This is a genomic window from Flavobacterium sp., assembly GCF_039916025.1.
Lineage (GTDB): Bacteria > Bacteroidota > Bacteroidia > Flavobacteriales > Flavobacteriaceae > Flavobacterium.
Genome location: NZ_JBDSMB010000084.1, coordinates 19009 through 44196, shown reverse-complemented (window position 1 = coordinate 44196; position 25188 = coordinate 19009). Strand labels below are relative to the sequence as shown.

Annotated in this window: 26 protein-coding genes; 15 read left to right on the top strand and 11 right to left on the bottom strand. The window is 36.4% G+C overall.

Features of this window, described 5'->3' with window-relative positions:
* Window positions 1-178: 178 nt before the first annotated feature.
* From ABIQ27_RS05640 to ABIQ27_RS05620, 5 genes are all read right to left on the bottom strand, one after another.
* The gene (locus ABIQ27_RS05640; RefSeq protein ID WP_348032807.1) at window positions 179-961 is read right to left on the bottom strand and encodes an enoyl-CoA hydratase-related protein; all 783 of its coding nucleotides are present in this window, start codon (window positions 959-961) and stop codon (window positions 179-181) included.
* 11 nt (window positions 962-972) lie between these two features.
* A complete protein-coding gene (locus ABIQ27_RS05635; protein ID WP_348032806.1) occupies window positions 973-2442 on the bottom strand; it encodes an ATP-binding protein in 1470 nt (489 codons plus the stop codon).
* A gap of 86 nt (window positions 2443-2528) precedes the next feature.
* Entirely contained in the window at window positions 2529-3068 is a 540-nt protein-coding gene (locus tag ABIQ27_RS05630) for a CopD family protein (RefSeq protein WP_348032805.1), read from the bottom strand.
* A 9-nt stretch (window positions 3069-3077) separates the two neighbouring features.
* Complete coding sequence (hemH, locus tag ABIQ27_RS05625; RefSeq protein WP_348032804.1) at window positions 3078-4091, bottom strand: ferrochelatase; 1014 nt, start codon at window positions 4089-4091, stop codon at window positions 3078-3080.
* A gap of 28 nt (window positions 4092-4119) precedes the next feature.
* Entirely contained in the window at window positions 4120-4992 is an 873-nt protein-coding gene (locus ABIQ27_RS05620) for an AraC family transcriptional regulator (protein WP_348032803.1), read from the bottom strand.
* A 228-nt stretch (window positions 4993-5220) separates the two neighbouring features.
* Here ABIQ27_RS05620 and hemA point away from each other — a divergent pair, with 228 nt between their 5' ends.
* The 11 genes from hemA to ABIQ27_RS05565 all read left to right on the top strand — a co-directional run bounded on the left by hemA (window position 5221) and on the right by ABIQ27_RS05565 (window position 13785).
* Window positions 5221-6480 (top strand): glutamyl-tRNA reductase, encoded by a 1260-nt coding sequence (gene hemA, locus ABIQ27_RS05615; protein WP_348032802.1) that lies wholly within the window; start codon window positions 5221-5223, stop codon window positions 6478-6480.
* A gap of 33 nt (window positions 6481-6513) precedes the next feature.
* Window positions 6514-7440 (top strand): hydroxymethylbilane synthase, encoded by a 927-nt coding sequence (gene hemC / locus ABIQ27_RS05610; RefSeq protein ID WP_348032801.1) that lies wholly within the window; start codon window positions 6514-6516, stop codon window positions 7438-7440.
* A complete protein-coding gene (locus tag ABIQ27_RS05605) occupies window positions 7437-8117 on the top strand; it encodes a uroporphyrinogen-III synthase (protein ID WP_348032800.1) in 681 nt (226 codons plus the stop codon). The genes hemC and ABIQ27_RS05605 overlap by 4 nt, the downstream gene beginning before the upstream one ends.
* Window positions 8110-9135 (top strand): uroporphyrinogen decarboxylase, encoded by a 1026-nt coding sequence (gene hemE / locus ABIQ27_RS05600; protein ID WP_348032799.1) that lies wholly within the window; start codon window positions 8110-8112, stop codon window positions 9133-9135. The genes ABIQ27_RS05605 and hemE overlap by 8 nt, the downstream gene beginning before the upstream one ends.
* A gap of 33 nt (window positions 9136-9168) precedes the next feature.
* A complete protein-coding gene (locus ABIQ27_RS05595) occupies window positions 9169-9711 on the top strand; it encodes a GNAT family protein (protein WP_348032798.1) in 543 nt (180 codons plus the stop codon).
* Window positions 9701-10606: an oxygen-dependent coproporphyrinogen oxidase gene (hemF, locus tag ABIQ27_RS05590; RefSeq protein ID WP_348032797.1), complete on the top strand. Its 906-nt coding sequence runs from the start codon at window positions 9701-9703 to the stop codon at window positions 10604-10606. Before ABIQ27_RS05595 ends, hemF begins: the two co-directional genes overlap by 11 nt.
* Window positions 10607-10645: 39 nt before the next feature.
* Window positions 10646-11008: a four helix bundle protein gene (locus tag ABIQ27_RS05585; protein WP_348032796.1), complete on the top strand. Its 363-nt coding sequence runs from the start codon at window positions 10646-10648 to the stop codon at window positions 11006-11008.
* A gap of 25 nt (window positions 11009-11033) precedes the next feature.
* On the top strand, window positions 11034-12029 hold the full coding sequence (gene hemB / locus ABIQ27_RS05580) for a porphobilinogen synthase (RefSeq protein WP_348032795.1): 996 nt from the start codon (window positions 11034-11036) through the stop codon (window positions 12027-12029).
* Between the two features lie 117 nt (window positions 12030-12146).
* Entirely contained in the window at window positions 12147-12515 is a 369-nt protein-coding gene (locus tag ABIQ27_RS05575) for a c-type cytochrome (protein ID WP_348032794.1), read from the top strand.
* A gap of 19 nt (window positions 12516-12534) precedes the next feature.
* Window positions 12535-13005: a methylated-DNA--[protein]-cysteine S-methyltransferase gene (locus tag ABIQ27_RS05570; protein WP_348032793.1), complete on the top strand. Its 471-nt coding sequence runs from the start codon at window positions 12535-12537 to the stop codon at window positions 13003-13005.
* 66 nt (window positions 13006-13071) lie between these two features.
* On the top strand, window positions 13072-13785 hold the full coding sequence (locus tag ABIQ27_RS05565) for a 3'-5' exonuclease (protein ID WP_348032792.1): 714 nt from the start codon (window positions 13072-13074) through the stop codon (window positions 13783-13785).
* A gap of 35 nt (window positions 13786-13820) precedes the next feature.
* Here the strand turns inward: ABIQ27_RS05565 and ABIQ27_RS05560 are convergent, their stop codons facing one another.
* On the bottom strand, window positions 13821-16763 hold the full coding sequence (locus tag ABIQ27_RS05560; RefSeq protein WP_348032791.1) for a S8 family serine peptidase: 2943 nt from the start codon (window positions 16761-16763) through the stop codon (window positions 13821-13823).
* A gap of 195 nt (window positions 16764-16958) precedes the next feature.
* Between ABIQ27_RS05560 and ABIQ27_RS05555 the strand changes: the two genes are divergently transcribed.
* Genes ABIQ27_RS05555 through ABIQ27_RS05545 form a run of 3 tightly spaced genes read left to right on the top strand, consistent with a single transcriptional unit; the run spans window position 16959 to window position 19009 of the window.
* Entirely contained in the window at window positions 16959-18398 is a 1440-nt protein-coding gene (locus ABIQ27_RS05555; RefSeq protein ID WP_348032790.1) for a nucleoside recognition domain-containing protein, read from the top strand.
* An 11-nt stretch (window positions 18399-18409) separates the two neighbouring features.
* Entirely contained in the window at window positions 18410-18616 is a 207-nt protein-coding gene (locus tag ABIQ27_RS05550) for a hypothetical protein (protein ID WP_348032789.1), read from the top strand.
* 3 nt (window positions 18617-18619) lie between these two features.
* Window positions 18620-19009, top strand: coding sequence for a hypothetical protein (locus ABIQ27_RS05545; protein ID WP_348032788.1), 390 nt, complete (start codon window positions 18620-18622; stop codon window positions 19007-19009).
* On the opposite strand, the gene ABIQ27_RS05540 is transcribed toward ABIQ27_RS05545, so the two are convergent.
* From ABIQ27_RS05540 to ricT, 5 genes are all read right to left on the bottom strand, one after another.
* Window positions 18999-19658: a CoA transferase subunit B gene (locus ABIQ27_RS05540; protein ID WP_348032787.1), complete on the bottom strand. Its 660-nt coding sequence runs from the start codon at window positions 19656-19658 to the stop codon at window positions 18999-19001. The two genes, ABIQ27_RS05545 and ABIQ27_RS05540, sit on opposite strands and share 11 nt — an antisense overlap.
* Window positions 19659-19660: 2 nt before the next feature.
* Window positions 19661-20362 (bottom strand): CoA transferase subunit A, encoded by a 702-nt coding sequence (locus ABIQ27_RS05535; RefSeq protein WP_348032786.1) that lies wholly within the window; start codon window positions 20360-20362, stop codon window positions 19661-19663.
* Between the two features lie 82 nt (window positions 20363-20444).
* Window positions 20445-22754, bottom strand: coding sequence for a PBP1A family penicillin-binding protein (locus ABIQ27_RS05530; protein ID WP_348032785.1), 2310 nt, complete (start codon window positions 22752-22754; stop codon window positions 20445-20447).
* A gap of 5 nt (window positions 22755-22759) precedes the next feature.
* The gene (locus ABIQ27_RS05525; protein ID WP_348032784.1) at window positions 22760-23245 is read right to left on the bottom strand and encodes a gliding motility lipoprotein GldH; all 486 of its coding nucleotides are present in this window, start codon (window positions 23243-23245) and stop codon (window positions 22760-22762) included.
* Window positions 23229-24578: a regulatory iron-sulfur-containing complex subunit RicT gene (gene ricT / locus ABIQ27_RS05520; RefSeq protein ID WP_348032783.1), complete on the bottom strand. Its 1350-nt coding sequence runs from the start codon at window positions 24576-24578 to the stop codon at window positions 23229-23231. Before ricT ends, ABIQ27_RS05525 begins: the two co-directional genes overlap by 17 nt.
* A 168-nt stretch (window positions 24579-24746) precedes the next feature.
* Between ricT and ABIQ27_RS05515 the strand changes: the two genes are divergently transcribed.
* Window positions 24747-25160, top strand: coding sequence for a lipocalin family protein (locus ABIQ27_RS05515; RefSeq protein ID WP_348032782.1), 414 nt, complete (start codon window positions 24747-24749; stop codon window positions 25158-25160).
* Window positions 25161-25188: the final 28 nt, after the last annotated feature.

Here is a 25188-nt window from a genome sequence, read left to right as displayed (position 1 = left end):
TATTCGTCTTTAAAAAGTTCACTTTTGGTAATTTTTACCGGAATTTCCTGCGCAAAAGAATGCCAGGTTAGCATTAAAAATGCTAAGCAAATAATAATTTTTTTCATTGGTTTAGGTGGTTTTTATTGTTGCGCCGAATATATAGAAAAAATCCCGCTATATAAGCGAGACTTGATTTTTATTTTCTGGAAAACTCCGCTTTTCTTTTTTCTAAAAAAGCAGTAGTTCCTTCTTTAAAATCCTCGGTGCCAAAGCACTTTCCAAAGTTCCTGATTTCAGTTTCATAACCATTTACGCCATCTTTGTAGTTTGCATTGACAGATTTTATAGCTCTGCCTATGGCAAAAGGAGAATTTCTCGTGATTCGGAGTGCGATGCCTTTTGTGAAATCTAAAAGCTCTGATTGTGGCACAACATGATTGACTAAACCAACACGAAAAGCATCTTCTGCAGAAACCATTCCGGCAGTCATTATCATTTCCATTGCGCGGCCTTTTCCAATTAATTGTGGCAAGCGTTGCGTTCCTCCATAACCGGGAATTACGCCAAGAGAAACTTCAGGCAAACCCATTTTGGCATTGTCTGATGCAATCCTGAAGTGACACGCCATCGCTAATTCTAATCCGCCACCAAGTGCAAAACCGTTGATAGCAGCAATGGTTGGTTTTTTTAAATTTTCGACAAAATCAAAAAGTAATTCTTGTCCCTGAGCAGCCAATTGTGCACCTTCTTCAATAGAAAAATTAGCAAATTCTGAAATATCAGCACCAGCAACAAAAGCTTTTTCGCCTTCGCCTGTAATGATAATAACTCTGACATCTGTATTATTCTCCAGACTTTCAAGAGCATTGTGCAATTCCTGAATTGTCGCCACATTGAGCGCGTTTAATTTTGATGGACGATTGATAGTGATTTGTCCAATGCCGTTTTCCACAGAAACGAGTATGTTTTCAAAATTCATAACTAGAAGTTTTATTTAACAATGGGAAGCGAAACAATAAATGTTGATCCTTTTCCGAGTTCTGTTTCAAATGTAATAGTTCCTTTGTAATTTTCTATAATATTTTTTATAATTCCTAAACCTAAACCCATTCCACTTGTTTTGGTGGTAAATTTTGGTTCAAAAACGTGTTCAATATTTTCAAGTTCTATTCCAACGCCATTGTCTTTTACAGAAATGATAACATTATCTTCTGCTTCGTTTACCGAAACTGAAATTTGCTTTTCTTCCTGCTCATCCGGAATAGACTGAATGGCATTTTTAACCAAATTGGTAATAATCCGAATCAATTGTGTTCTGTCTATCTTGGAAATTACATATTCTTTGTTGCTTTCAAAAACAATAAAATCTTCATTAAAAATATCCAAAGCTAACTCGACAACCTGAACCACATTAAGTGTTTCGTTTTGTTGTGCCGGCATCGAAGCAAAGTTTGAAAAAGCCGAAGCCACCGCGCTCATCGTATCAATTTGCTGGATTAAGGTTTTGGAATAATCGTTAAGCTTTTGTTTTAATTCCGGATCATTGGCATCAAATTTCCGCTGGAAACTTTGGACAGTTAATCGCATTGGTGTCAATGGATTTTTGATTTCGTGCGCCACTTGTTTTGCCATTTCGCGCCAAGCCTGTTCACGCTCGCTTTGCGCAAGCATCGTTGCACTTTCTTCCAGTTTATCCACCATTTGGTTATAGGCGTTTATCAATGAATTGATTTCACGACTGTTGGCTTCAATAACGATTTTCTCGTTTTTTTGATTCAAACTTGTTTCATAGATTTTATCCGAAATGGTTTTCAGTGATTTGGTAATATAACTCGCAAGGAAATACGCCAAAGCAAATGCTATAATCAGCATAAATGAATATACCTGGCTCAAACGCAGCAAAAATTGATGTAATTCTGTTTCATAGAAACCATCATCTTCAACATAGGGAATATTCAAAATCCCAAGAGGTTTGAATTTATCATCCTTAATTTGGCTATAAGACGAACGGTTTTTTACACCATTGACGCTTTTGATATCCACATATCTTTTTTCGACGGAAGACTGAACTAGTTTGAGCACATAATTCGGAATTGGCGGGGCGACTTTATCAACAGAAAATGAAGCTTTGGAAGATTTCAGCAATTTTCCGTTCAAGCCGTAGATATTGATTTCGAGGTTGTGAATGTCTGCCAGTTCGTGGATTTTATCCTTAAAAATCAGCGGTAGATTTTTCTCTGTAAGCGGATAAGTTGTATTGGCAAGCACATAATTGATATGTTCTTTTATCGCAAATTCCTTTTGGTCTAACCGTTTTTGATGGTAATCTTTGGCTTCATTCTTAAACTGAATAATCGAAATGGAAGCCATCAAAATGGAAGCAATTAATATCAATATAATCATCGATAGGAAAATCCTAATTCGAAGTGAAAGCATTGACATTTTGAAACCGTTGAGCATTATTGAGTAATTAGTAAATAGTTATTAGTAATTAGTTTTCGTTTGTAATAAATTGTAAATGCTATTCACTATTTACTAATCACTAATTACTTTTTCTCTCTTATTCGTTTGTAAAATTTGAATCCAAGCATTATCAAAACCGAAAACAAAACAATTCCGATGACGCCATAAATCCAGTTTAAAGCATTTTTTAAAATTACTAAAAAAACAACGGCAAACAGAATAATCGTTGCGCCTTCATTCCATAATCGCATGAAGTTGGAAGAATATTTGACAACATCATTTTGTAATTCCTTAAAAATCAAATGACATTTTATCTGGTATGCAATCAGTAAAACTACGAATCCCAATTTGACATGCATCCATGGCATTTGAAGCCAAACAGGCATTAAAATCAGCAACCAAATCGCAAAAATTACAGCCAAAACTGCGCTTGGCCATGTGATAATATACCACAAACGATAGGTCATTATTTTGTATTGCTTTTGCAGAATTTCCTTCTCAGGCGAAGGTTTGTCGTTGGCTTCAATTTGATAAACAAACAAACGCACGATATAAAACAAACCAGCGAACCAGGTTATGACAAAGATGAGGTGTAACGATTTAATGTAGTTGTAAAGTTCCATTTTTAAATGTTATTTTGACCAATCTTTTATCCATTTTGCAACAGTTTCGCACCATTCATCACCATCATTCATACACGGAATTGCCAAAAATTCTTCGCCGCCGTGTTCCTTAAACTGATGATTGGCTTCCATTGCGATTTCTTCCAGAGTTTCCAAACAATCCGAAACGAAAGCAGGTGTTACAACCGCTAATTTCTTAATTCCTTTTTCGGGCATTTTGTTGACTTCGACATCTGTGTAAGGCTCTAGCCATTTGTCGCCAGCTAATCTCGATTGAAAAGTCTGGCTGTATTTATCTTTTGGAATATTAAGTAACTCTACAACTTGTTTCGTAGTTTCATAACATTGATGACGATAGCAGAATTCATGCGCAGGCGAAGGTGTGTTGCAGCACGAACCATCAATTTTACAATGGGATTTAGTGATGTCTGTTTTGCGGATATGACGTTCGGGAATTCCGTGATACGAAAACAATAAATGGTCGTATTCAAAAGTGTCCAGATATTTTTTCATCGAATTCGCCAACGATTTTATATAATCCGGTTTGTTATAAAAAGCAGGAACGATTGTAAATTTCATTTCCGGAAAATGTTTTTTTCTCAATTCTTCAGCCAATTCCAGAATGGTAACCGTTGAAGCCATAGCATGCTGCGGATACAAAGGAAAAAGCATCACTTCAGTAACGCCTTTATCTTTAAGTTCCTGCAATCCTTTTTGAATGGTCATTGTTCCGTAACGCATCGACAAAGCCACCGGAATGTCAACTTGATTTTGAACTTTCTGATGCATTTTTTTAGAAAACACAATCAGCGGAGAACCATCTTCTGTCCAGATTTTGGCATAAGCCGCTGCAGATTTCTCAGGTCTTTTTCTCAGGATGATTCCTCGAACCAATAATGCACGCAATAAAAACGGCACATCAATGACGTATTTATCCATTAAAAACTCATCTAAATATGGCTTTACATCTTTTGCAGTTGGACTCTCGGGCGAACCCAGATTGACTAATAATACTCCTTTCATTTGGCAATTTTATAAAATAATAATTTTTTTACGCGTTTTGATTCAATGACATCAAATATTTCTTTGGTGTCGTGGCAAATTTCTTTTTGAAAGCCGCAATAAAATGACTTCCGGTGCTGTAGCCAATTTTGAGACCAACTTCGTTTACGTTATACGAGCCGCTGTCTAATAATTGTCTGGCGTAATCCATTTTGTGATCAAATAAATAACCATAAACTGTGTCGCCATAAATTTGCTTGAAACCCATTTTTAGTTTTTTCAGACTTAAACCTACTTTCTCTGACAACTCTTCTAAACCTGGTGGCTCAGCCATATTAGCAATAATTATTTCTTTGGCTTTCCTGATTTTCAAAACGTTTTCTTCATCAATCAGGAATGGGCATTGTTCTGCATTTGGATCTTCGGAACGATTGAAATACAAACTCAACAATTCATAACCTTTACCTTTGTAATACAGATTCTTTATCGACGGATTTAGGTTATAATGAAAAAGTTGGCTCAAAACAATTGCCATCGACGGACTTATGTCGTTCTCTTTATAATATTTCCTGTCTTTATTTTCATCGCTCAAAAAAGGAATGTGATTAGCATCATCTGAAAACAAACCGTGAAACTTTTGAATTGAAATTATAACCGAAATCACCCAGGAATTTGGTGCTAATTCTAAATTCAGTGGCAGTTCTTTTTGTGGATTATAAAACAAAAGTGACTTCTCATCTTTCAATTCTAAAGCATAAGTTCCTTCATTAAAGACAAATTTCGCTTTCCCCTTTATGCCAAAATGAAACTGAATAAGCCCTTGATTTATAGGTCTTTTTATCTGAAAAATTTCGCTACCGTCATTCTGAAACCGAATGAGGGTAAAATCATTTTCAATTGTTATTACTTCCTGAGAACCCATAGCGATATTTTTTCGTACATGTTTTTGAAATCAACAAGAATTCTTATTTAGAATTAATCTACATAAGCTATTTCGGAGCACTTGATTTCAGTACAAATTTAATAGAATTTACGTTGTTTATATCATTTTGGATTAAAATATCTCACAGCGATACAAAAAGTCCCTACAGCGTTACTTTTATAAATTAGTTAATAATAATTTTGTTGAACTTTTTAAGGAAAGTATAATATGGAAAATTTTAATATGACGAAACATACTTCTTTTTACGCCATTGGATTGAGTTATAAGAAAGCAGATGCTGAGGTAAGAGGTAAATTTAGTTTGGATACCAATGCTAAATCGACTTTGTTGATGCAGGCCGAAGCCGAAGGAATTGAATCGTTAATCGTTACTTCAACCTGTAACAGAACCGAAATCTACGGTTTTGCCAATCATCCGTATGAGTTAATCAAATTGCTTTGCGAGAACAGTCAGGGAACAGTTGAAGAATTTCAGGAAGTCGCATATATTTACAAAAATCAAGATGCTGTTAGTCATATGTTTCGTGTTGGTACTGGTTTAGACAGTCAAATTCTTGGAGATTTCGAGATTATCAGTCAATTAAAAATTGCATTTACCCAAAGCAAATCAAACGGATTAGCTAATTCCTTCATGGAAAGATTAGTAAATTCCGTTATACAGGCCAGTAAAAAAATCAAAACGGATACTGAGATTTCTTCTGGAGCTACTTCGGTTTCTTTTGCCTCTGTTCAATACATAATTAGAAACGTAGAAGACATCGCCAATAAAAACATTCTGCTTTTCGGAACTGGAAAAATTGGAAGAAATACTTGCGAAAATCTGGTAAAACACACGAAGCACGATCATATAACTTTAATCAACAGAACAAAAGATAAAGCTGAGAAATTAGCTCAAAAACTAGATGTAGTTGTAAAAGATTATGCCGATTTGCAATTAGAACTGCAAAAAGCAGATGTTGTTGTTGTGGCAACTGGCGCACAAAATCCAACTGTTGACAAAGCCATATTGAATCTGAAAAAACCATTGTTGATTTTAGATTTATCGATTCCGAAAAACGTAAACGAAAATGTTCAGGAAGTAGAAGGTGTAACTTTAATTCACCTTGATCATCTTTCTCAAATTACGGATGAAACTTTAGAAAACCGTAAACTTCATATTCCACATGCTGAAGCTATTATTGAGGAAATCAAAGAAGAGTTTACAGCCTGGACCAAAAACAGAAAGTTTGCACCAACCATTCAGGCGCTAAAAGAGAAATTAAATTCTATTAAAGATGGCGAGCTGAATAAACAACGCAAAAAAAATGTCAAATTTGACGAAGAACAAGCGGAATTTATCAGCAACCAAATCATCCAGAAAATCACGAATCATTTTGTAAATCATCTAAAAGATGGCGATTCAATGGATGAAGGAATTGAATGGATTGAAAAAGTATTTCAATTAGAACAGGAGAGATCATTCTTTTAAAAAGTTGCTTTTTATAGGAAAAACCAAAACAAAGTGACCAAAAAAACCATTCGTATAGGAACCCGTGACAGCCAATTAGCACTTTGGCAAGCACACACAGTCCAAAAACAACTCCAGGATTTAGGATATAAAACAGAAATTATTGCTGTCAAATCGGATGGCGATATTATGCTGGACAAACCACTTTACGAACTCGGAATTACCGGAATTTTCACCAAAACTTTAGACATTGCCATGATAAATGGGCAAGTCGATATTGCGGTGCATTCGATGAAAGATGTCCCAACGGCTTTGCCAAAAGGAATCGTACAGGCAGCAGTTTTAGAGCGTGCGAATGTATTGGATATTTTGGTTCACAAAGGAAATCTTGATTTTCTTGAGAAAGAAGGAACAATTGCCACCGGGAGTCTGCGTCGTCAGGCGCAATGGTGGAATAAATACCCAAATCACAAGGTTGTAGATTTACGTGGAAACGTGAATACCAGAATGCAAAAACTGAAAGATAACGATTGGAACGGAGCCGTTTTTGCCGCTGCAGGTTTGGAACGAATTAATCTAAAACCGGATAGTTTTATCAATTTAGATTGGATGATTCCAGCACCGGCGCAAGGCGCAATGGTTATTGTTGCAATGGAAAATGATGCATTTACAATCGATGCAGTTTCACAGCTCAATGATATTGAAACAGAAATTTGCACCTATATCGAGCGTCAGTTTTTAAAAACTCTCGAAGGCGGATGTACAGCACCAATTGGCGCTTTGGCAAAATATAATGAACATGACGATACAATAGATTTCAAAGGAGTTTTGTTATCAATAGACGGAAAACAAAAACTTGAAATTGACAAAGCTGTCGACATTTCAGAATGGAAGAAATTGGGGTTCAATTCGGCTCAGCAAATTTTAGATAATGGCGGCGCTGAATTGATGACAAAAATCAAAAGTGAATTAAAGAAATGATGCAAAATAAAATTCGCATAGTATCAACCAAAAAGCTTTCTAAAAAACAAAAGCAAACGTTGTTGACTGTGGATTTTTCAGTTTTTGAAGCCGATTTTATCACTATTCAAAACAGAAATTTTGACATTGATAAAACGAATGACTATTTGATTTTTACGAGTCAAAATGCAGTAGAAAGCGTTCTTAAAAATAGAAACGGATCAGACATTAAAATAAAAAAGTGCTTTTGTGTTGGTGAAAAAACCAAGGCATTGTTAGAAGAAAATGGATTTGAAGTTATAGAATTTTCGGAGTATGCTGCCGAATTAGCCTCGATGATTTGTAACCAATATTCCAAAAATAGTTTCACCTTTTTTTGTGGAAATATGCGAAGAGATTTTTTACCCGCTGCGCTGCGATTGGTGGAAATTGAGTTAGATGAAGTTGAAGTATATGAAACGATTTTGACACCACATAAAATTGATTTCATCCCAAACGGAATTTTCTTTTTTAGTCCATCCGGAGTTAAAAGTTATCTGCAGGAAAATAAAATTGTAAATGAAAACTGCTTCTGCATTGGCAATACTACTGCCGAAGCATTAAAATATGTAACACCAAACAGAATCATTGCCAATCAGCCAACGGTTGAAAGCACGATAATGAAATGTATAGAATATTATAGACAACAAAATGATTAAAAACGACCTTTTTTTAAGAGCTTTAAATAATGAAACCGTTGAACGTCCGCCAGTTTGGATGATGCGTCAGGCAGGAAGATATTTACCGGAATTCAGAGCTTTACGCGATAAATATGATTTCTTCACACGTTGTGAAACTCCAGAATTAGCAGCTGAAATTACAGTGCAACCAATCAGAATTGTAAAACCAGATGCTGCGATTTTGTTTTCGGATATTTTAGTTGTGCCACGCGCAATGGGAATTCACGTGGAATTAAAAGACAATTTGGGACCAATAATTCCAAATCCAATCCGTTCAATGGAAGATGTGAACAGAACATTTGTTCCTGATGTTCATGAAACATTAGGTTATGTTTTTGACGCAATCAAATTGACCAAAGAAATGCTGAACGATGAAGTTCCATTGATTGGTTTTGCGGGTTCGCCATGGACAATTTTCTGTTATGCTGTTGAAGGCAAAGGTTCAAAAAGTTTTGATACTGCTAAAGGATTTTGTTTTTCAAATCCGGTTGCAGCACACACTTTATTGCAAAAAATCACCGATACAACAATTCTATATTTAAAAGAAAAAGTAAAAGCTGGCTGTAATGCAGTTCAGATTTTTGATTCCTGGGGCGGAATGTTATCGCCAGTTGATTATCAGGAATTCTCATGGAAATATATAAACCAAATCGTTGAAGCATTAGCAGAAGACACAAAGGTTATTGTTTTCGGAAAAGGTTGTTGGTTTGCACTGAACGATATGGCAAAATCAAAAGCATCAGCTCTTGGTGTTGACTGGACATGTTCGGCAAGAAATGCCCGTTATCTTTCAGGCGGAAAAATTACTTTACAGGGAAATTTTGACCCAAGCCGTTTGCTTTCGCCAATTCCAACCATCAAAAAAATGGTTCATGAAATGATAGACGAATTCGGGAAAGATAATTATATCGTAAACCTTGGCCACGGAATTTTACCAAATATTCCAGTTGATCACGCCAAAGCTTTTATTGAAGCAGTGAAAGAGTATAAACAATAGCGGAGAAAGAGGGATTCGAACCCCCGGAGCATCATGAAATTTGAAAACTGGAAAACAGAAACTATTGAAAACATTCGTGCTGAAGAGTTTTTTGAATTGATTCAGAAAAACAAAATCCATATTCATAGTACTTTTCCGGCTACTGTTGCCAATTGTTTAAATTTAGAAAAGGCATCAAATTTCATTGCAGAAAACATTGAAAAAGGAAAAAATAAAGAAGGCTACTATTTCTACATTCGGAATTTAGAAACCAACAAACTCATAGGTTACGTTTGCATTAAAAATGTCAAAAGAGATATTATGAAATGTGAATTTGCCTATTTCATCGATAAGGATTTTGAAGGACAGGGCATTATTTCGAAAGTAGTTTCGCAAACAATTTCCCGCTGTTTTGGTGAATTGAAAATGAATAAAGTATTTATTTGTACGTCTAAAATTAACAAAGCCAGCCAGCAGATTGCTTTAAAACATGGCTTTCAGCAAGAAGGGATTTTGCGTGAAGAATTCAAAAACAACGAAGGAAATTTAGAAGATGTCGTGTATTTTGGATTATTGAAATCAGATTATGAAAAATAAATTTTATCAATACATATTACAACTCCAAAACCAAATCACTTCCGGATTGGAAGCGGTTGATGGTTTAGCCAAATTCCGTGAAGATATTTGGGAACGACCCGAAGGCGGCGGCGGAAGAACGCGTGTTATAGAAAACGGAAACGTAATTGAAAAAGGCGGAGTAAACATTTCAGCTGTTCACGGCAAATTGCCCGAAGCGATGCAGAAAATGTTCAATGTTGGTGAAGCTGATTTTTTTGCCTGTGGACTGAGTTTGGTTATCCATCCCAAAAGTCCAATGGTGCCAACAGTTCATGCTAATTGGCGTTACTTCGAAATGTATGATGATAACGGAAAAGTAATCAACTCGTGGTTTGGCGGCGGTCAGGATTTGACACCATATTATCTGTTTGAAGAAGATGCGAAACACTTTCATCAAGTCTGTAAAAACTCTTGCGACAAACACAATCCGGGGTTTTATCCAAAATTCAAAACACAATGCGATGCTTATTTTTGGAATGCACACCGAAATGAAGCCCGTGGAATCGGCGGCTTATTTTTCGATTATTGTAAAGAAACTGAACAAATGTCAATGGAAAATTGGTTTAATTTTGTCACAGAAGTTGGCAATAGTTTCCTTGAAGCTTATGTTCCGATTGTTCAAAAAAGAAAAGATTTAGAATATACTTCCGCACAAAAAACCTGGCAGGAAATCCGTCGTGGTCGTTATGTTGAGTTCAATTTGGTTCACGATAAAGGAACTTTATTTGGCTTAAAAACCAACGGAAGAATTGAAAGTATTTTGATGAGTTTGCCACCGCATGTGCAGTGGGTTTATGACCATCATCCTGAAGTTGGAAGCGCAGAAGAAAAATTAATTAAAGTATTAGAAAATCCAGTCGATTGGATAGTTTAGCTGTCAGCTTTTAGCAATTAGCTTTCAGAAAAAATAAAGATGAGAGATTATAAAAAATTCTTAGTTTGGGAAAAATCACATCAACTAACCCTTGATGTTTATAAATGCATGTCATCATTTCCTAAAGAAGAATTATTTGGATTAATAAGTCAAATGAAAAGGTCTTCAAGCTCTATTCCAACAAATATAGCTGAAGGTTGTGGCAGAAATTCAGAAAAAGATTTTTGCAGATTTCTATATATTGCTTTTGGTTCGGCCAACGAATTAGAATATCAAATATTATTAAGCATAGATTTAAATTTTATCGATTTAGAAAAAGGACAAAAATTTTTGATTCAAATCGAAGAAATTAAAAAAATGCTAAATGGATTAATAACAAAATTAAACAACGCTAACGGCTAATTGCTGAAAGCTAAAAGCTAAATATATGTTCCCATTACAAAGAGGCAGAAGATTACGCGTTAACGAAAGCATTCGTTCGCTGGTACGTGAGACAAGCTTAAGTCCGGCCGATTTTATGTTCCCGATGTTCATAACAGAAGGCGAAAACTATCAGTCGGAGATTTCATCGATGCCGGGAATTTTCCGTCGTTCGATTGATTTGACGGTGGAAGAAGTAAAAGAGATTTTTGCTCTCGGAATCCGTGCTGTAAACATCTATGTAAAAGTTGACGAAAGCCTAAAAGACAACACTGGAAAAGAAGCCTGGAATCCAAATGGATTAATGCAGCAAGCCATAAAAGCTATCAAAGCAGCTTGTCCTGAAATGATTGTAATGCCTGATGTAGCTTTAGATCCGTATTCAATTTATGGTCACGACGGAATCATCGAAAACGGAGATATTGCCAACGATGCAACGAACGAAGCATTAGTAAAAATGGCGGTTTCACATGCTCAGGCTGGAGCCGATTTTGTTGCACCAAGCGATATGATGGACGGAAGGGTTTTGCGTTTACGTCAGGGTTTAGACGCTGCAGGATTTTCAAATGTTGGAATCATGAGTTATTCAGCTAAATATGCGTCTGCATTTTATGGTCCGTTTAGAGATGCTTTGGACAGTGCTCCGAGAGAAGCGGATGTGGAAGTTCCGAAAGACAAAAAAACATATCAAATGGATTACGCCAATCGCATCGAAGCCATCAGAGAAGCGCTAATGGATGTTGAAGAAGGAGCCGATATGGTTATGGTAAAACCAGGAATTGCTTATCTGGATATCGTCCGCGAAGTCAAAAATGCAGTCAATGTTCCAGTTACAGTTTTCCACGTTTCGGGCGAATATGCTATGATTAAAGCCGCTTCAGAAAGAGGTTGGCTTGATCATGACAAAATCATGATGGAGCAACTGATGTGCATCAAACGCGCCGGAGCCAGTTTGATTTCGACTTATTTTGCTAAAGAAGCTGCGATTTTATTGAATAAATAGGAGCGAAAGGCTCGGGAGTTTTAGACAAACCATGTTCCCGCTTTCCGTTGCAATCTCTTCGAGGATTTCCACTGCAATCGGGGCTAATTGAAAAAATGTATTGAATTTTTGTTATCCATGAAAAACATATTACTACTACTATCATTCTTTTCTTTAATTGGATGTCAGAACAAAGAAGAAAAAACAGAAACTTCCATAGACGAAACAGCAACTAAAATTTCCGGTCAGGTGCTTTTTGAAGGCGAAGGAAACTGCATTGCCTGTCATAAACCCGACCAAAAAATCATTGGACCAAGCTTAGAGGAAATTTCCAAAATCTACAAAACCAAAAAAGGAAATATTGTTTCGTTCCTACAGGAACAAAGTGAACCAATCGTCGACCCAAGCCAATACGACATTATGAAGACCAATTTCGCCATCACCAAAAGTATGAGCGATGAAGAATTGAAAGCTTTGGAAGATTATATTTATAGCTTTTCAAAATAATATTTGATAACTTTATCAAATGGAAACTGCCTTTATAGAATCGCCGCTTGGAATCACCAAAATTGTTGGAGATGAAAACGGTATTGCTGTGATTTCTGTTCTAAGCGAAGGCGAAACTACGGCTGAAATTCCACAAAATCTTAAAGAATGCGTTTCCCAGCTTCGGGAATATTTTAACGGTCAGCGAAACGATTTCGATTTTAAAATGAATCCGCAGGGAACCGATTTCCAACAAAGAGTTTGGCAGGAATTATTGAATATTCCTTATGGAAAAACCATGTCTTATCTAGATTTGTCCAAAAAGCTAGGTGATGTAAAAGCCATTCGTGCTGTGGCTTCCGCTAATGGAAGAAATCCACTTTGGATTGTGGTTCCGTGTCACCGCGTTATTGGAACCGATGGTTCATTAACTGGCTATGCCGGTGGTTTGTGGCGCAAAAAATGGTTATTGGAACATGAAAGTCCGTCACAGCAACAATCACTTTTTTAATAATTTTCTTTCATATATGAATTACATTGCTTAATTTTAAGTCGGTAAATTCCTAAATTTTTTAAGATGATAGAAAAGATAAATCTCAATAACATATTGTTTCTTGATATAGAAACGGTTCCCGAAGAAGAAAATTTTCTCTCTTTGGATGATGACATGAAACAACTTTGGGAGCAAAAAACGCAGTACCAAAGACGCGACGAATTTACTCCTGAAGATTTTTATGACCGTGCCGGAATTTGGGCAGAGTTTGGAAAAATAATCTGTATTTCAGTTGGATATTTTGTCAATAAAAGTGACATTCGAAATTTTAGAGTCACCTCTTTTTTTGGAGAAGAGAAGAAAATTTTAAAAGACTTTTCTAATCTATTGGATACACATTTTAATCAGGCGCAACATGTTTTATGCGGACACAATGCCAAAGAATTTGACATTCCGTTTATTGCCCGAAGAATGATAATCAATCAAATCGCCATTCCAAACAAACTCAATCTATTTGGTAAAAAACCATGGGAAATTCCACATTTGGACACTTTGGAATTATGGAAATTTGGCGACTACAAACACTTTACATCTTTAAAATTATTAACCAAGATTCTGGGAGTTCCATCTCCAAAAGGCGACATCGACGGAAGTCAGGTAGCGCATGTTTTTTATATCGAAAAAGATATTGACAGAATTGTTATCTACTGCGAAAAAGATGTCATTGCAGTGGCACAAATCTTTCTCCGAATGCGAAGAGAAGATTTATTGATAGATGATGAAATTATTCATGTATAAAAAAAGCCTCGAATTTCGAGGCTTTTTTATGAGTTTTAGTTTCTTCTTAAAATTATCTTTTTTGTTACCGATCCTAAATCAGTTTCGATATTCACTAGATAGATTCCGTCCTGAAGATTTTCAATTCCGAATGAAGTGTATACCTGATTCGTTTCTTTCGAAAGAATTTGTCTTCCTTGGATATCGTATAGATTTATAACAGCTTTATCTGTTAAAGCAGGAATCGACACATTTACAATGCCTTTTGTTGGATTAGGATAAACGCTGCTGTTTAAAACAGGGTTAGTTACTACACCTAATACATTTTCCACTCTACATAAGTTAATGCTAAAGTTATTGATTGTTCCTCCATCTTCGTTATTATGGTCAAAAACTCTTAAAATCCATTCTCCATCTGCAGGTAAGGTATTTAAAGAACTTAAAGGATCAACTGGAGCAATGCTTCCGGTTACAGCTGGAATTCCGCTACAAGCAGGATCTCCGCCATTATCATCCATAATACAGTTGATGTCTTTATTATCTCCACAAGGCAAATCCAATAAGGTAATAATTGGACTTCCGATAGCAGCCGGACCTTCAAGTGTTATGGTTATATCTCCAATCCAGGTATGAGTAATATCCATTTCTACATTAATATCTCCAATAGTATATCCACCAGTGATTGTTAAAGGCACAGTAGCTTCTGAGTTTGGAACTTCAGCAATAACATTATTTGAATAATCAGTTGCAGTAAAAGTCAGGTCACAAGTCAGATTTCCAGTTACAAATGAAAAAACAGGCGCATTAGAATCAACAGCAGTACCACAGTCATTTGCTGGAATAACTCTCCAATAATATCTTGCTACCTCATTCAGGTTTAAAACATTATAAGTGTTAGTCGTTACAGATTCATTTACTACAAAACTTGTAAAAGCTGGAGTTAACGAAACCTGAATTGTATAACTTAAAGCATTTGGTTCAATAGCCCATGTTAAATCAACCGTAGTAGATAATCCAGTTTGTCCATTTGTTGGGCTTTGTAAAGCAATTGGTTGGAAAGTTCCATTGAAAACGCGTAACGATTTGTATCTCGTTTCGGTATCAGTAGCACTTGTTCCTCTAATTCCAACAATATATTCATTAGGTGTAATATTTGTTAAGCCAGAGATTGTCATAGTAACTACTCCATTCGCACTTAATGATGTAGGTGAAAATGTAGCTGTTGCTCCAACTGGTAAATCAACTGCAGAGAATGTAGTTGTTCCCGATCCAGTTTGAGTATAATTAAAAGTATAAACCGCATTTTGATTAGCACAAACGGTTAAATCATCTGAAGTTGAATTAATAGCGAAGGCTGAATTTATCCCTGTGATTACAAGAGAATATTTTTGTCTTCCTGTTACTAAAGTTCCTTTTGAAGTAACAGTAACAGTGTATTGTCCGGCAGTTGGCGCGTCGATTTTTACCTGCTCAACATTATCTACATCATTGTCTCCTCTAACAGCAGGTGAACTTGGGTCACCAGTCAATTTCCAAGGTAAAAAAGTAGTAGTGTTTTTTGTAATTCTGATATCTAAATCATTTACTAAAGCTGGAGTTGGATCATTTGGACCGGTCTGTCCAGAATTTACTGTACCAGGAAGGTCTGTCCAGCTAATTGAAGCAACTAAAGGAGTTGTTCCATTTGAATTCACAGTCATTGTGAAAACTTGTCCTGTGTTTAAATTTTCTTCCGAAATCCATGAAGTCAATCCATTGCCACTAATTGTTTCTACCGCTTTTTTTGCATTTAACAAACCCCAACCAAAATGTGGATCAGGACCAATTTCTCCGGCATCATCCGCAGTGTGGCAAGCTAAACCTTTCAGAGTAGCAGCACGCATAAAGCTATTGGTGAAATTTTTATAATGTTGTTGTATTAAAACTAAAGTTCCTGCAACATTTGGCGAAGCCATTGATGTACCCGACATAACTGTCGTAGCAGTATTACTTGTATTTGAAGTTGAAGTTAAATTTTCTCCGTTTCCTGTAATATCCGGTTTTACCCTTAAATCATCTGTTGGACCTTGACTACTGAACGAACTGATGTTTATGTTTGCAAGAATCACAGATCCATCACTTAATGCTGCTACATCTGCACAACTCGCAACAACTAAATTGTTTTTAGCGGTTTTATTACCAACCAGTTTGTCAAATCCAGATGAAAGAGGATCTGGATTATTTTCATTATCTCCATCATTTCCTGCCGACATTACAGGCAGATAATAAGGAGCATTGTAAACAAGTTCATCCCAGATATAAGCATCTGATGAATAAGAACCTATAAACCATGAAGGCAATGTTGTTCCACTAGTAGTTATTGGAACACCATAAGAATGGTTTGAAATAAGCATTCCAAGTTGTACTTCAGAAATAGCCTCAGAATCGTCTAAATCCCAGTCGAATGTTCTTGCATTAGCCTGCCATGCCATACCTTTTACAGTAGCTGGACTGGCAGCGGCAATCATAGTTCCGCAAACGTGTGTTGAATGTGCTGCGTACGTTGTACCTGTGGGATCGTCTACTACAGTAACTCTTCCGCCAAAAGCATTATGACTCGCTCTAACATTCCCGCCATCCCATTCTCTAACAACCATTGCCTGGCCATTTAAGTTCAAACCAAGAGAGCCACCAGTATTCAAGTGATTTGCTCTGGTTGATTTTGCGGCATTTACATTTTGTGTTGAATAATAAATTGGTAATCCTTCTGGAGTAAGTCTCATTAATTCAGAAAAATTCCCATCATTATTTTTGATAATAAGTGGCCAGTTTTTGGTTAAAGCAACAGCAATTGCTTTTTGTTTTTCCGCGGCTTGTTTTTTTCTGTAAAACTCTTCAGTTTTTTTAAGTTTTGCCATATCGTAGTTGGCAGTGATTTTTTTTATATCTGCTTGTGTTTGAGCGAAAACGCTGCACGAAACAAGTATAATTCCTAACAATAAGAAGTAACTCTTTTTCATAATTTATTGAAATGGGTGTTGTGTGTTAATAAAAGTTAGCAAATATATAAACCCTAGGTTAATATCCGCATTTTATTATCAATTATTCATAAAAAATTAAGCATTACTTAAGACTTAATAATAGGTATTTATAAAAATCGAGTTCAATTGTTTTATTCGAAATCGATAAATGTTATATTTACAAAAAAACAATTTATGGTTTTAAGTAGATTCTGGCTGGCTATTTTTGTTTCCTCCATAACTTTTGTAATATTTAGTCTGTGCGTTGGAAGTAGCTACACAATTGATAATGTTTTGAATGGAAAAAAAGATGATCCAATTTTAATTTCTGAAAAATATTTGGAGCAAGTGCCAAAATTTATCATGGATAGCATCAAAAAAGCACCAGAGCAAACCATGATTATTAACAGAGATACGCTTAATGCCGATACCACGTATGTTTATAAAGCTAAGACTGTTAAAATATATTCGGGTGTTCAAAAATCGGATGGACTGTTGCCAACATGCAAAAACAGCTTACTCGATTTAATTCTTCCTTTGATTGCTTATTTAGCATTTTTCTGTGGACTGATGCAGTTATTAATAGACTCGGGTGCTTCTGAAAAACTAGCCAAAAAACTAAGTCCGGTTTTTGTAAAAGTCTTTCCAACAGTGCCAAAAAACCACGAATCGATTTCATACATGACTTTAAATTTTGCCGCAAACTTTCTTGGATTAGATTCTGCAGCAACACCTTTTGGATTAAAAGCCATGCAGAGTTTGCAGGAACTCAATCCCGAAAAGGACAAAGCCAGCGATGCCCAAATCATGTTTATGTGTTTGCATGCCGCCGGCTTAACACTGATTCCGACTTCTATAATCGGTTATCGTGCTGCAGAAAATGCAAGCAATCCTGCCGATGTAATGCTGCCTTGTATTATTACTTCATTTATTGGAACCATTGCAGCGTTTTTAATTGTTGGAATCCGACAAAAAATAAATTTTAAAAGCGCTTCTCTTGTGGTTGCATTAATGACAATAATTGCTGCTATTGTTGGATTGTTGTTCTACATTAACACTTTGGATTTGATAGGTAAAAATGAGTTTACTTCTAATCTATCTGGTTTAATGCTTGTCGCGATAATTGGTTTTACCTTGATATTTTCTTTTATACATGAGAAAAAATTTGTTGAAAAAGACACGACCATTTTTGACTCTTTTGTGACAGGAGCTAACAATGGATTACAAACCGGAGTTAAAATTTTCCCATATGTAATGGGAATGTTGGTTGCGATTTCGTTTTTTAGGAATAGTGGTTTGTTTGAGATTATCAGTGACGGAATTTCAATTGTATTTTCGAATATCGGTGTTAGCAAACAAATTACGGATTCGTTGCCTGTTGCGATGTTGCGACCGTTTAGTTCTGGTGGTTCAAGAGGATTTATGATTGATTCGATGCGAACCTTTGGCCCGGATTCCTTTACCGGAAGATTGAGCTGTATTTTCCAGTGCAGTGCCGAAACTACGTTTTATGTGATTGCGGTTTATTTTGGAAGCATCAATGTTAAAAACACAAGGTATACGCTTGGCACGATGCTTTTGGTAGATTTGGTTTGTGTGATTACCGCTATTTTTGTGGCGAGCTGGTTTTTTTAAAGAATTAAATTATGGCAAATGAAGTCTTCGGAGAAATTATAGAAATTGCTTTCGAATTTATCCCAAGATATGTTGGAGCCTTTTTAAAATGGATTTACTTAAAATTCAAAGTTTCTTTTTCAGAAGTTTTGGAGCAGAAAGGGAACACGAGCATAGGCTATGTTTCATTGGGAATACTAATCCTTGTCACTCTTATAATTATAAATTTTTTAAAATAAACAATGTCATTTACCGAAACCTTTTCCGATTTCTACAACAAAGTTAAAGCGAGTTTAGCTGATGGAACGTTTGCCAAATTAACTATGGCAAAAACTATTGGAAATACCGATTTGATGAATATTTATGTTCGCCCGATTGTAGAAGATGGTGTTTTGAAAATGGAACTTAAATACAAATTCCAGCAGGAAGAACAAATAGAAATTCATACGATTGATGCTGCTCGGGATAAATTGGTTACGTATATCAACAATCCGTTTATGTCGGCGATATTGTTCACTACAGAATTTGATTTGACTTATAAACTGAATAAAAAAAGAGCAGTCAGTATCACTGAAAAAGGGAATACTTTTGGTAACGCTTCAGAAGTTTTATTGGAGTATCTTAATCAATAACCATTTCCGGAATTTCTCCCTCAATAATTAAATTGGCTTCAGTGGAAGCTATGATGTGTTCTACAGAAACACCTGGCGCACGTTCCAAAAGTTTGAAACCTTTTGGGGTGATTTCTAAAACAGCTAATTCGGTAACAACTTTTTTGACGCAGCCAACACCAGTTAATGGTAATGAACATTTTTTCAGGATTTTGCTTTCTCCAGCTTTATTGACGTGCATCATTGCCACGATTATATTTTCTGCAGAAGCCACCAAATCCATAGCGCCACCCATTCCTTTGACCATTTTTCCAGGAATTTTCCAATTGGCAATATCACCGTTTTCGGAAACTTCCATAGCGCCAAGAATCGTTAAATCTACTTTTTGGCTGCGAATCATTCCGAAGCTAAATGCAGAATCGAAGAAACTTGCTCCTGGTAACGTTGTGATGGTTTGTTTTCCGGCATTGATTATATCAGCATCTTCTTCGCCTTCAAACGGGAATGGTCCCATTCCGAGAACGCCGTTTTCACTTTGAAATTCAACAGAAATATCATTGCGGACATAGTTTGCCACCAAGGTTGGAATCCCAATTCCTAAGTTTACATAATAGCGGTCTTTGACTTCTTTGGCTATTCGTTTTGCGATGTCGTTTTTATCTAAAGCCATGATTAATCTCTTTTTCTAGTTGTGCGTTGCTCAATTCTTTTTTCAAATTTTTCTCCTTTGAAAATTCTTTGAACTAATATCCCGGGAATGTGTATTTGATTTGGATCTAACGAACCTACAGGTAATAATTCTTCAACCTCGGCGATGGTAATTTTTCCGGCGCCAGCCATACAAGCGTTGAAGTTTCGAGCTGTTCCTTTAAAAATTAAGTTTCCAGCTTCGTCACCTTTCCATGCTTTTACGATTGAAAAATCAGCTTTATAGGCTAATTCCATTACGTGCATTTTTCCGTTGAATTCTCGAGCTTCTTTTCCTTCAGCGACTTCTGTTCCAAATCCGGCAGGCGTGAAGAATGCTGGAATTCCGGCTTGAGCAGCACGGCATTTTTCGGCTAAAGTTCCTTGTGGTGTTAACTCAACATCTAATTCTCCGGAAAGCATCTGACGCTCAAATTCGGCGTTTTCTCCAACATAGGAAGAAATCATTTTTTTGATTTGTCTTTTTTGCAGAAGCAATCCAAGACCAAAATCATCAACACCAGCATTGTTTGAAATACAAGTTAAGCCAGTAGTTTCTTTTTTAACTAATTCAGCAATACTATTTTCTGGAATGCCACAAAGTCCAAAGCCACCAAGCATTATTGTCATATTGTCCTCAATGCCTTGCAGTGCTTCGTGAACGGAATTTACTTTTTTGTTAATCATAGTTATTTTTTTAGCCCTGATAGTAGCGGTATCTCCCGATTTATCGGGAATATAGCGAATAGCAGGAAATAGCTCCTAAATATTACAACCCAAATTCGTCTGTGTTTTGTTCTTCTTCCGGAGGAAGTGCAGTTGAGTCGACTTCTACTTTTTTCGGAGTCCAACAATCCACTTTTATAGATAAATTATCAGGTCTTTCAAATGGGTCTTTTGAAATCAGCAAATCTTTATCTTCATAACATTTCTTCATCATATAACCCCAAATAGGTAGAGCAGCCGTGGCACCCTGACCATAAGTGATTCCTTTGAAACGCGCCGAACGGTCTTCGCAGCCAACCCAAACTCCGGTAACTAAATTGGGCACCATTCCGATAAACCAACCATCAGATTGGTTTTGAGAAGTTCCTGTTTTTCCTGCAATTGGATTCGTAAACATATACGGATAACCAGTCCAACGATTGTCGCCGCTTCCGCCGCCCTGTGTTCTTAGACGAACTCCTGAACCTTCTTCAGTTACACCTTCAAGAAGTTTGATAACCGCATAAGCAATATCTTTATTCAAAACATCGTGTGTTTCCGGAACAGGCTCGTAAAGCACTACGCCATTTTTGTCTTCAATTCGGCTGATAAATTGTGGTTTGACATAAACACCTTGATTGGCAAAAGTGCTGTAAGCCGCAACCATATCTTCCACCGTAATTTCTACCGCGCCAAGCGCAATTGAAGGTTGCACAGGAATTTCTGATTTCACGCCTAATTTTTTGGTTAAGGCAACTACTGCTTCGGGACCAACTTTATCCATCAGTTTTGCCGAAACGGTATTGATAGAATTCGCCAATGCTTTTTTCAGAGTAACCATTCCGCGGTATTTGTTGTCTGAGTTTTTTGGTGTCCATGCTTCAGTAACGTGATGTCTACCAACCGGAATTGTAAACGGCGAATCAATAATCGAATCACATGGAGACATTCCTAATTGTTCGATTGCTGTAGCATAAACAAATGGTTTGAATGTTGAGCCCACTTGACGTGCACCTTGTCCAACGTGATCGTATTGGAAATATTTATAATCAATTCCACCAACCCAAGCCTTGATATGTCCGGTTTTTGGTTCCATTGACATTAAACCTGCCTGAAGAAAATGTTTGTAATATCGGATTGAGTCAGTCGGTGTCATCAACGTATCGACTTCGCCTTTCCATGAAAAGACTTTCATTTTTGTTTTGACTTCAAACGAGGCGATAATTTCTTCATCTGATTTGTCATCTTCCTTCATGATTCGCCAACGATCGGATGACTTCATGGCTTTGTCCATGATTCTCTTGGTTTCTTCCGGAGTAATCTTTAAAAACGGAGCATTTTTATTATCCTTTTGTTCCGTAAAGAATTGCTTTTGCAGATTTTTCATGTGAGCAGAAACGGCTTCTTCGGCATGTTCCTGAATCTTAGAATCTATGGTAGTGTAAATTTTCAAACCATCACTATAGATATCATAATCGCTTCCGTCTGGTTTTTTGTTTTCTTTCGCCCAGTTTTTCATGTACTCGCGAAGGAATTCTCTAAAATAAGTCGCTGTTCCTTCTTTGTGGCTTTCAGGATGAAAGTGTAAAACGATTGGTTGAGCGGCCAATTTATCTTTGGTAGCTTTATCCAAAATACCATTTCTAACCATTTGCCCCAAAACCGTATTTCTTCTTGTACGTACTTTTTCGATGCGGCGTAAAGGGTTAAAATAGGATGGATTCTTTAGCATTCCGACAAACATTGCCGCTTCGTCCACAGTCAAATCGCGTGGTTCTTTGCCAAAATATACTTTTGAAGCTGAACGAATTCCGACAGCGGTATTTACAAAATCCGCTTTGTTAAGGTACATTGCGATAATTTCGTTTTTGGTGTATTGACGTTCAAGTTTGACAGCAATAATCCATTCTTTTACTTTTTGAATGACACGGAAAAGCTTGAATGTTGATCCTTCACCATGGAATAACAATTTGGCCAACTGTTGCGTTAGCGTACTGGCTCCACCATTTGCACCTAATTTTAAAGCAGCACCAAAAGTTCTTCTGGCATCAATTCCGGAATGCTCGTAGAAACGTTCATCTTCGGTAGCGACTAATGCTTTTACTAAATGTGGTGGTAAGTCTTCGTATTTGATTGGCGTTCTGTTTTCGTTATAAAACTTCCCAATAGTTACACCATCGGATGAAATAACTTCGGTTGCCAAGTTCGATTCCGGATTTTCTAAATCTTCAAACGAAGGCATGTTTCCAAAAAATCCCCATGAAGCCAAAGCGAAAAACAAAGCAATTACTCCAAGACCATAAAAGAACAACTTCCAAAATTTCTTTTGGTAGTATTTAATGTCTTTTACCGGAGTGTTATTTTTTTGTGCCATAATTTTTATTCTGTAGATTCTATTCTGAAGCCAACATCTGAAACGCCGGGAAGTGTCGCAACACCTTCAATTTTCCCGGTTTGTCTGTTTGCCTGCTGTATGTGAATTTTATAAATTCCTTTTTGAGTAAAGTTTACTTTGTCTTTATAAAAAAGTTTACTTTCTTTAATATCCGAAAAGCCATCTCCAAGAAGTGTTCCGTCAGCATTTGTCATTTGGTATTCAAGCGTGTCGACTTTTATCTTTCTGTTGGGTTGTTCAAGAGAAACAATCAGAAACAAATTATTGAATGGATAATCGTCATTATCTCTGACATTTACATACAGATTAAAGAACTTTTTTGGATCCAGTTTTGGCAGCTCAAAAGTCACAATGCTGTCCTTATGCCAGGTTTTTCCAACTGATTTATATTGGTCAAAAACTCTTTTTTTATCACAGGAAATAACTAAAAGCAGGATTAAAATAAAAAGGATGCTATTCTTTATTTTCATTCTTTTTTATGATTATTGGTTTTTTGTTCTCTGGTTTAGCTTCACTCCGTTCGCCTGTGGCTCGTTTTTGATTTTGATTTTGCCCTTGACCTTTCCCTTGTTCCTTTTTCTGGTTTTGGTTTGGATTTTGACCTTGTTCCTTTTTTTGGATTAACTGCGTTCTGTTCGCCTTTGGCTCAGCTGCATTTGCATTTTGATTTGAAACCTTGCTTTTATTCTTGTTTCTGTTTTTGCTCTTTTTTGGTTGGTCAAATCGGGTTAAACTCTCTTGTCCCATAGCATTGTTAAAATCTTTTTCAGGCTCAGCAACCGTTTCAATAGCAAAATCTTCAAGAGAACTTACCTTATTGTTTAGTTTGTTTTCAGCCATTATTTCTTTGACCTGCTCAATGTTTAAAACATGCCAATTCGCAAAATTATCGGTATATGCAAACCACATTAATCCTTTAAAAATATCTTGTTTTTGGCAAATTGCATCGCCTTTTTCTGTTTTTAATTTGGTTTCAAAATCAGGAAAGCCTTTTAAAGCATCAAGATAAGTGTCCAATTCGTAGTTCAGACAGCATTTTAATTTACCGCATTGTCCGGCTAATTTCTGTGGATTTAAAGACAATTGCTGGTAACGCGCTGCCGAAGTATTTACGCTACGGAAATCAGTCAGCCAGGTAGAACAACATAATTCTCTACCACAAGAACCAATGCCGCCAAGACGTGCTGCTTCTTGTCGCAAACCAACTTGTTTCATTTCAATTCTGGTGCTGAATACACGGGAATAATCTTTGATCAAAAGCCTGAAATCGACTCTGTCGTTTGCGGTGTAATAGAAAGTTACTTTGGAACCATCGCCTTGAAATTCGATGTCTGAAATTTTCATTTCCAATTTATGAGTAATCGCCAATTCACGTGCTTTCACTTTCATTGGTTCTTCTTTGTCGCGGGAATCGCTCCAAATATCGATATCTTTTTGGGAAGCTTTTCGGTATACTTTTGGGATATCGGGGCTGGTGTGATTTGCACCTTTTTTCTTCATTTGAATCTTTACCAATTCTCCGGTAAGCGTTACAATTCCAACATCATGTCCGGGTGAAGCTTCAGTAGCAACGACATCTCCAATGCCAAGTGTAAGTTTTTCGGTATTGCGAAAAAATTCTTTTCTTCCGTTTTTGAAGCGAACTTCAACACAGTCGAAAGCAGTTTCCCCATTTGGCAAACTCATATTGGCCAACCAATCAAAAACCGTTAATTTGTTGCAGCTATCGGTGCCGCAAGTCCCATTATTTTTGCATCCTTTTGGTGCACCACCATCGGATGTTGAACAACTTTGACAAGCCATAATTATATATGTAGTGTTGCAAAAAGCAACTTATAATTCATAAAACGTTAAAAGTGTAAAGATAGTATTTTTTGAAGGTTTTAAAATTCTTTTCTCATATTTTGATTTTATTTGTATTGGCAGGGAAAAAGGGTTATTTTAGCCAAAGAACCTCTAAAAACATTTTAAATGAAAAAAATAAAATTAATCGCGCTTGCCATACTATCAGGACTGGCGTTTTCATGCTCTTCAGATGATGGTCCTTCAACATCTGGGGAATTTACCGGGAAATGGTATTTCAAAGAAACTAGAGTTGGAGGAGAAACTATTCCTTATGACGACCATGAAGTTTGTGGAAAAGATTATATTCAATTTAATGCAGATGGAACTGGGAAATCAGTAGATGTATATAATTGTGCAGAATTTGATGAAATTTTTACTTACACAAGAAACGGTAATAATATTACACTAACCTTCGGCGGCGAACCATCAACAGTTCAAATCACAGAACTCTCATCAACAACGTTGAAAGTTAAAAGCACTTATGACTATGATGGAGATGGAGATGAAGAACAAGTAATTGAAGTTTTGACAAGAACTTAGTTAAATAAAGAGCCGATTTATCGGCTCT

What these genes read in the sequence shown, in the direction of transcription:
- ABIQ27_RS05515 (WP_348032782.1), top strand. Translation starts at nt 24,747, where the DNA reads ATGAAAAAAATAAAATTAATCGCGCTTGCCATACTATCAGGACTGGCG.
- ABIQ27_RS05630 (WP_348032805.1), bottom strand. Translation starts at nt 3,068, where the DNA reads ATGGAACTTTACAACTACATTAAATCGTTACACCTCATCTTTGTCATA.
- ABIQ27_RS05560 (WP_348032791.1), bottom strand. Translation starts at nt 16,763, where the DNA reads ATGAAAAAGAGTTACTTCTTATTGTTAGGAATTATACTTGTTTCGTGC.
- ABIQ27_RS05570 (WP_348032793.1), top strand. Translation starts at nt 12,535, where the DNA reads ATGGAAACTGCCTTTATAGAATCGCCGCTTGGAATCACCAAAATTGTT.
- hemA (WP_348032802.1), top strand. Translation starts at nt 5,221, where the DNA reads ATGGAAAATTTTAATATGACGAAACATACTTCTTTTTACGCCATTGGA.
- ABIQ27_RS05620 (WP_348032803.1), bottom strand. Translation starts at nt 4,992, where the DNA reads ATGGGTTCTCAGGAAGTAATAACAATTGAAAATGATTTTACCCTCATT.
- ABIQ27_RS05565 (WP_348032792.1), top strand. Translation starts at nt 13,072, where the DNA reads ATGATAGAAAAGATAAATCTCAATAACATATTGTTTCTTGATATAGAA.
- hemB (WP_348032795.1), top strand. Translation starts at nt 11,034, where the DNA reads ATGTTCCCATTACAAAGAGGCAGAAGATTACGCGTTAACGAAAGCATT.
- ABIQ27_RS05550 (WP_348032789.1), top strand. Translation starts at nt 18,410, where the DNA reads ATGGCAAATGAAGTCTTCGGAGAAATTATAGAAATTGCTTTCGAATTT.
- ABIQ27_RS05525 (WP_348032784.1), bottom strand. Translation starts at nt 23,245, where the DNA reads ATGAAAATAAAGAATAGCATCCTTTTTATTTTAATCCTGCTTTTAGTT.
- ABIQ27_RS05545 (WP_348032788.1), top strand. Translation starts at nt 18,620, where the DNA reads ATGTCATTTACCGAAACCTTTTCCGATTTCTACAACAAAGTTAAAGCG.
- ABIQ27_RS05585 (WP_348032796.1), top strand. Translation starts at nt 10,646, where the DNA reads ATGAGAGATTATAAAAAATTCTTAGTTTGGGAAAAATCACATCAACTA.
- ABIQ27_RS05540 (WP_348032787.1), bottom strand. Translation starts at nt 19,658, where the DNA reads ATGGCTTTAGATAAAAACGACATCGCAAAACGAATAGCCAAAGAAGTC.
- ABIQ27_RS05530 (WP_348032785.1), bottom strand. Translation starts at nt 22,754, where the DNA reads ATGGCACAAAAAAATAACACTCCGGTAAAAGACATTAAATACTACCAA.
- hemE (WP_348032799.1), top strand. Translation starts at nt 8,110, where the DNA reads ATGATTAAAAACGACCTTTTTTTAAGAGCTTTAAATAATGAAACCGTT.
- ABIQ27_RS05535 (WP_348032786.1), bottom strand. Translation starts at nt 20,362, where the DNA reads ATGATTAACAAAAAAGTAAATTCCGTTCACGAAGCACTGCAAGGCATT.
- ABIQ27_RS05635 (WP_348032806.1), bottom strand. Translation starts at nt 2,442, where the DNA reads ATGCTCAACGGTTTCAAAATGTCAATGCTTTCACTTCGAATTAGGATT.
- ABIQ27_RS05555 (WP_348032790.1), top strand. Translation starts at nt 16,959, where the DNA reads ATGGTTTTAAGTAGATTCTGGCTGGCTATTTTTGTTTCCTCCATAACT.
- ABIQ27_RS05605 (WP_348032800.1), top strand. Translation starts at nt 7,437, where the DNA reads ATGATGCAAAATAAAATTCGCATAGTATCAACCAAAAAGCTTTCTAAA.
- ABIQ27_RS05640 (WP_348032807.1), bottom strand. Translation starts at nt 961, where the DNA reads ATGAATTTTGAAAACATACTCGTTTCTGTGGAAAACGGCATTGGACAA.
- hemF (WP_348032797.1), top strand. Translation starts at nt 9,701, where the DNA reads ATGAAAAATAAATTTTATCAATACATATTACAACTCCAAAACCAAATC.
- ABIQ27_RS05575 (WP_348032794.1), top strand. Translation starts at nt 12,147, where the DNA reads ATGAAAAACATATTACTACTACTATCATTCTTTTCTTTAATTGGATGT.
- hemH (WP_348032804.1), bottom strand. Translation starts at nt 4,091, where the DNA reads ATGAAAGGAGTATTATTAGTCAATCTGGGTTCGCCCGAGAGTCCAACT.
- ABIQ27_RS05595 (WP_348032798.1), top strand. Translation starts at nt 9,169, where the DNA reads ATGAAATTTGAAAACTGGAAAACAGAAACTATTGAAAACATTCGTGCT.
- ricT (WP_348032783.1), bottom strand. Translation starts at nt 24,578, where the DNA reads ATGGCTTGTCAAAGTTGTTCAACATCCGATGGTGGTGCACCAAAAGGA.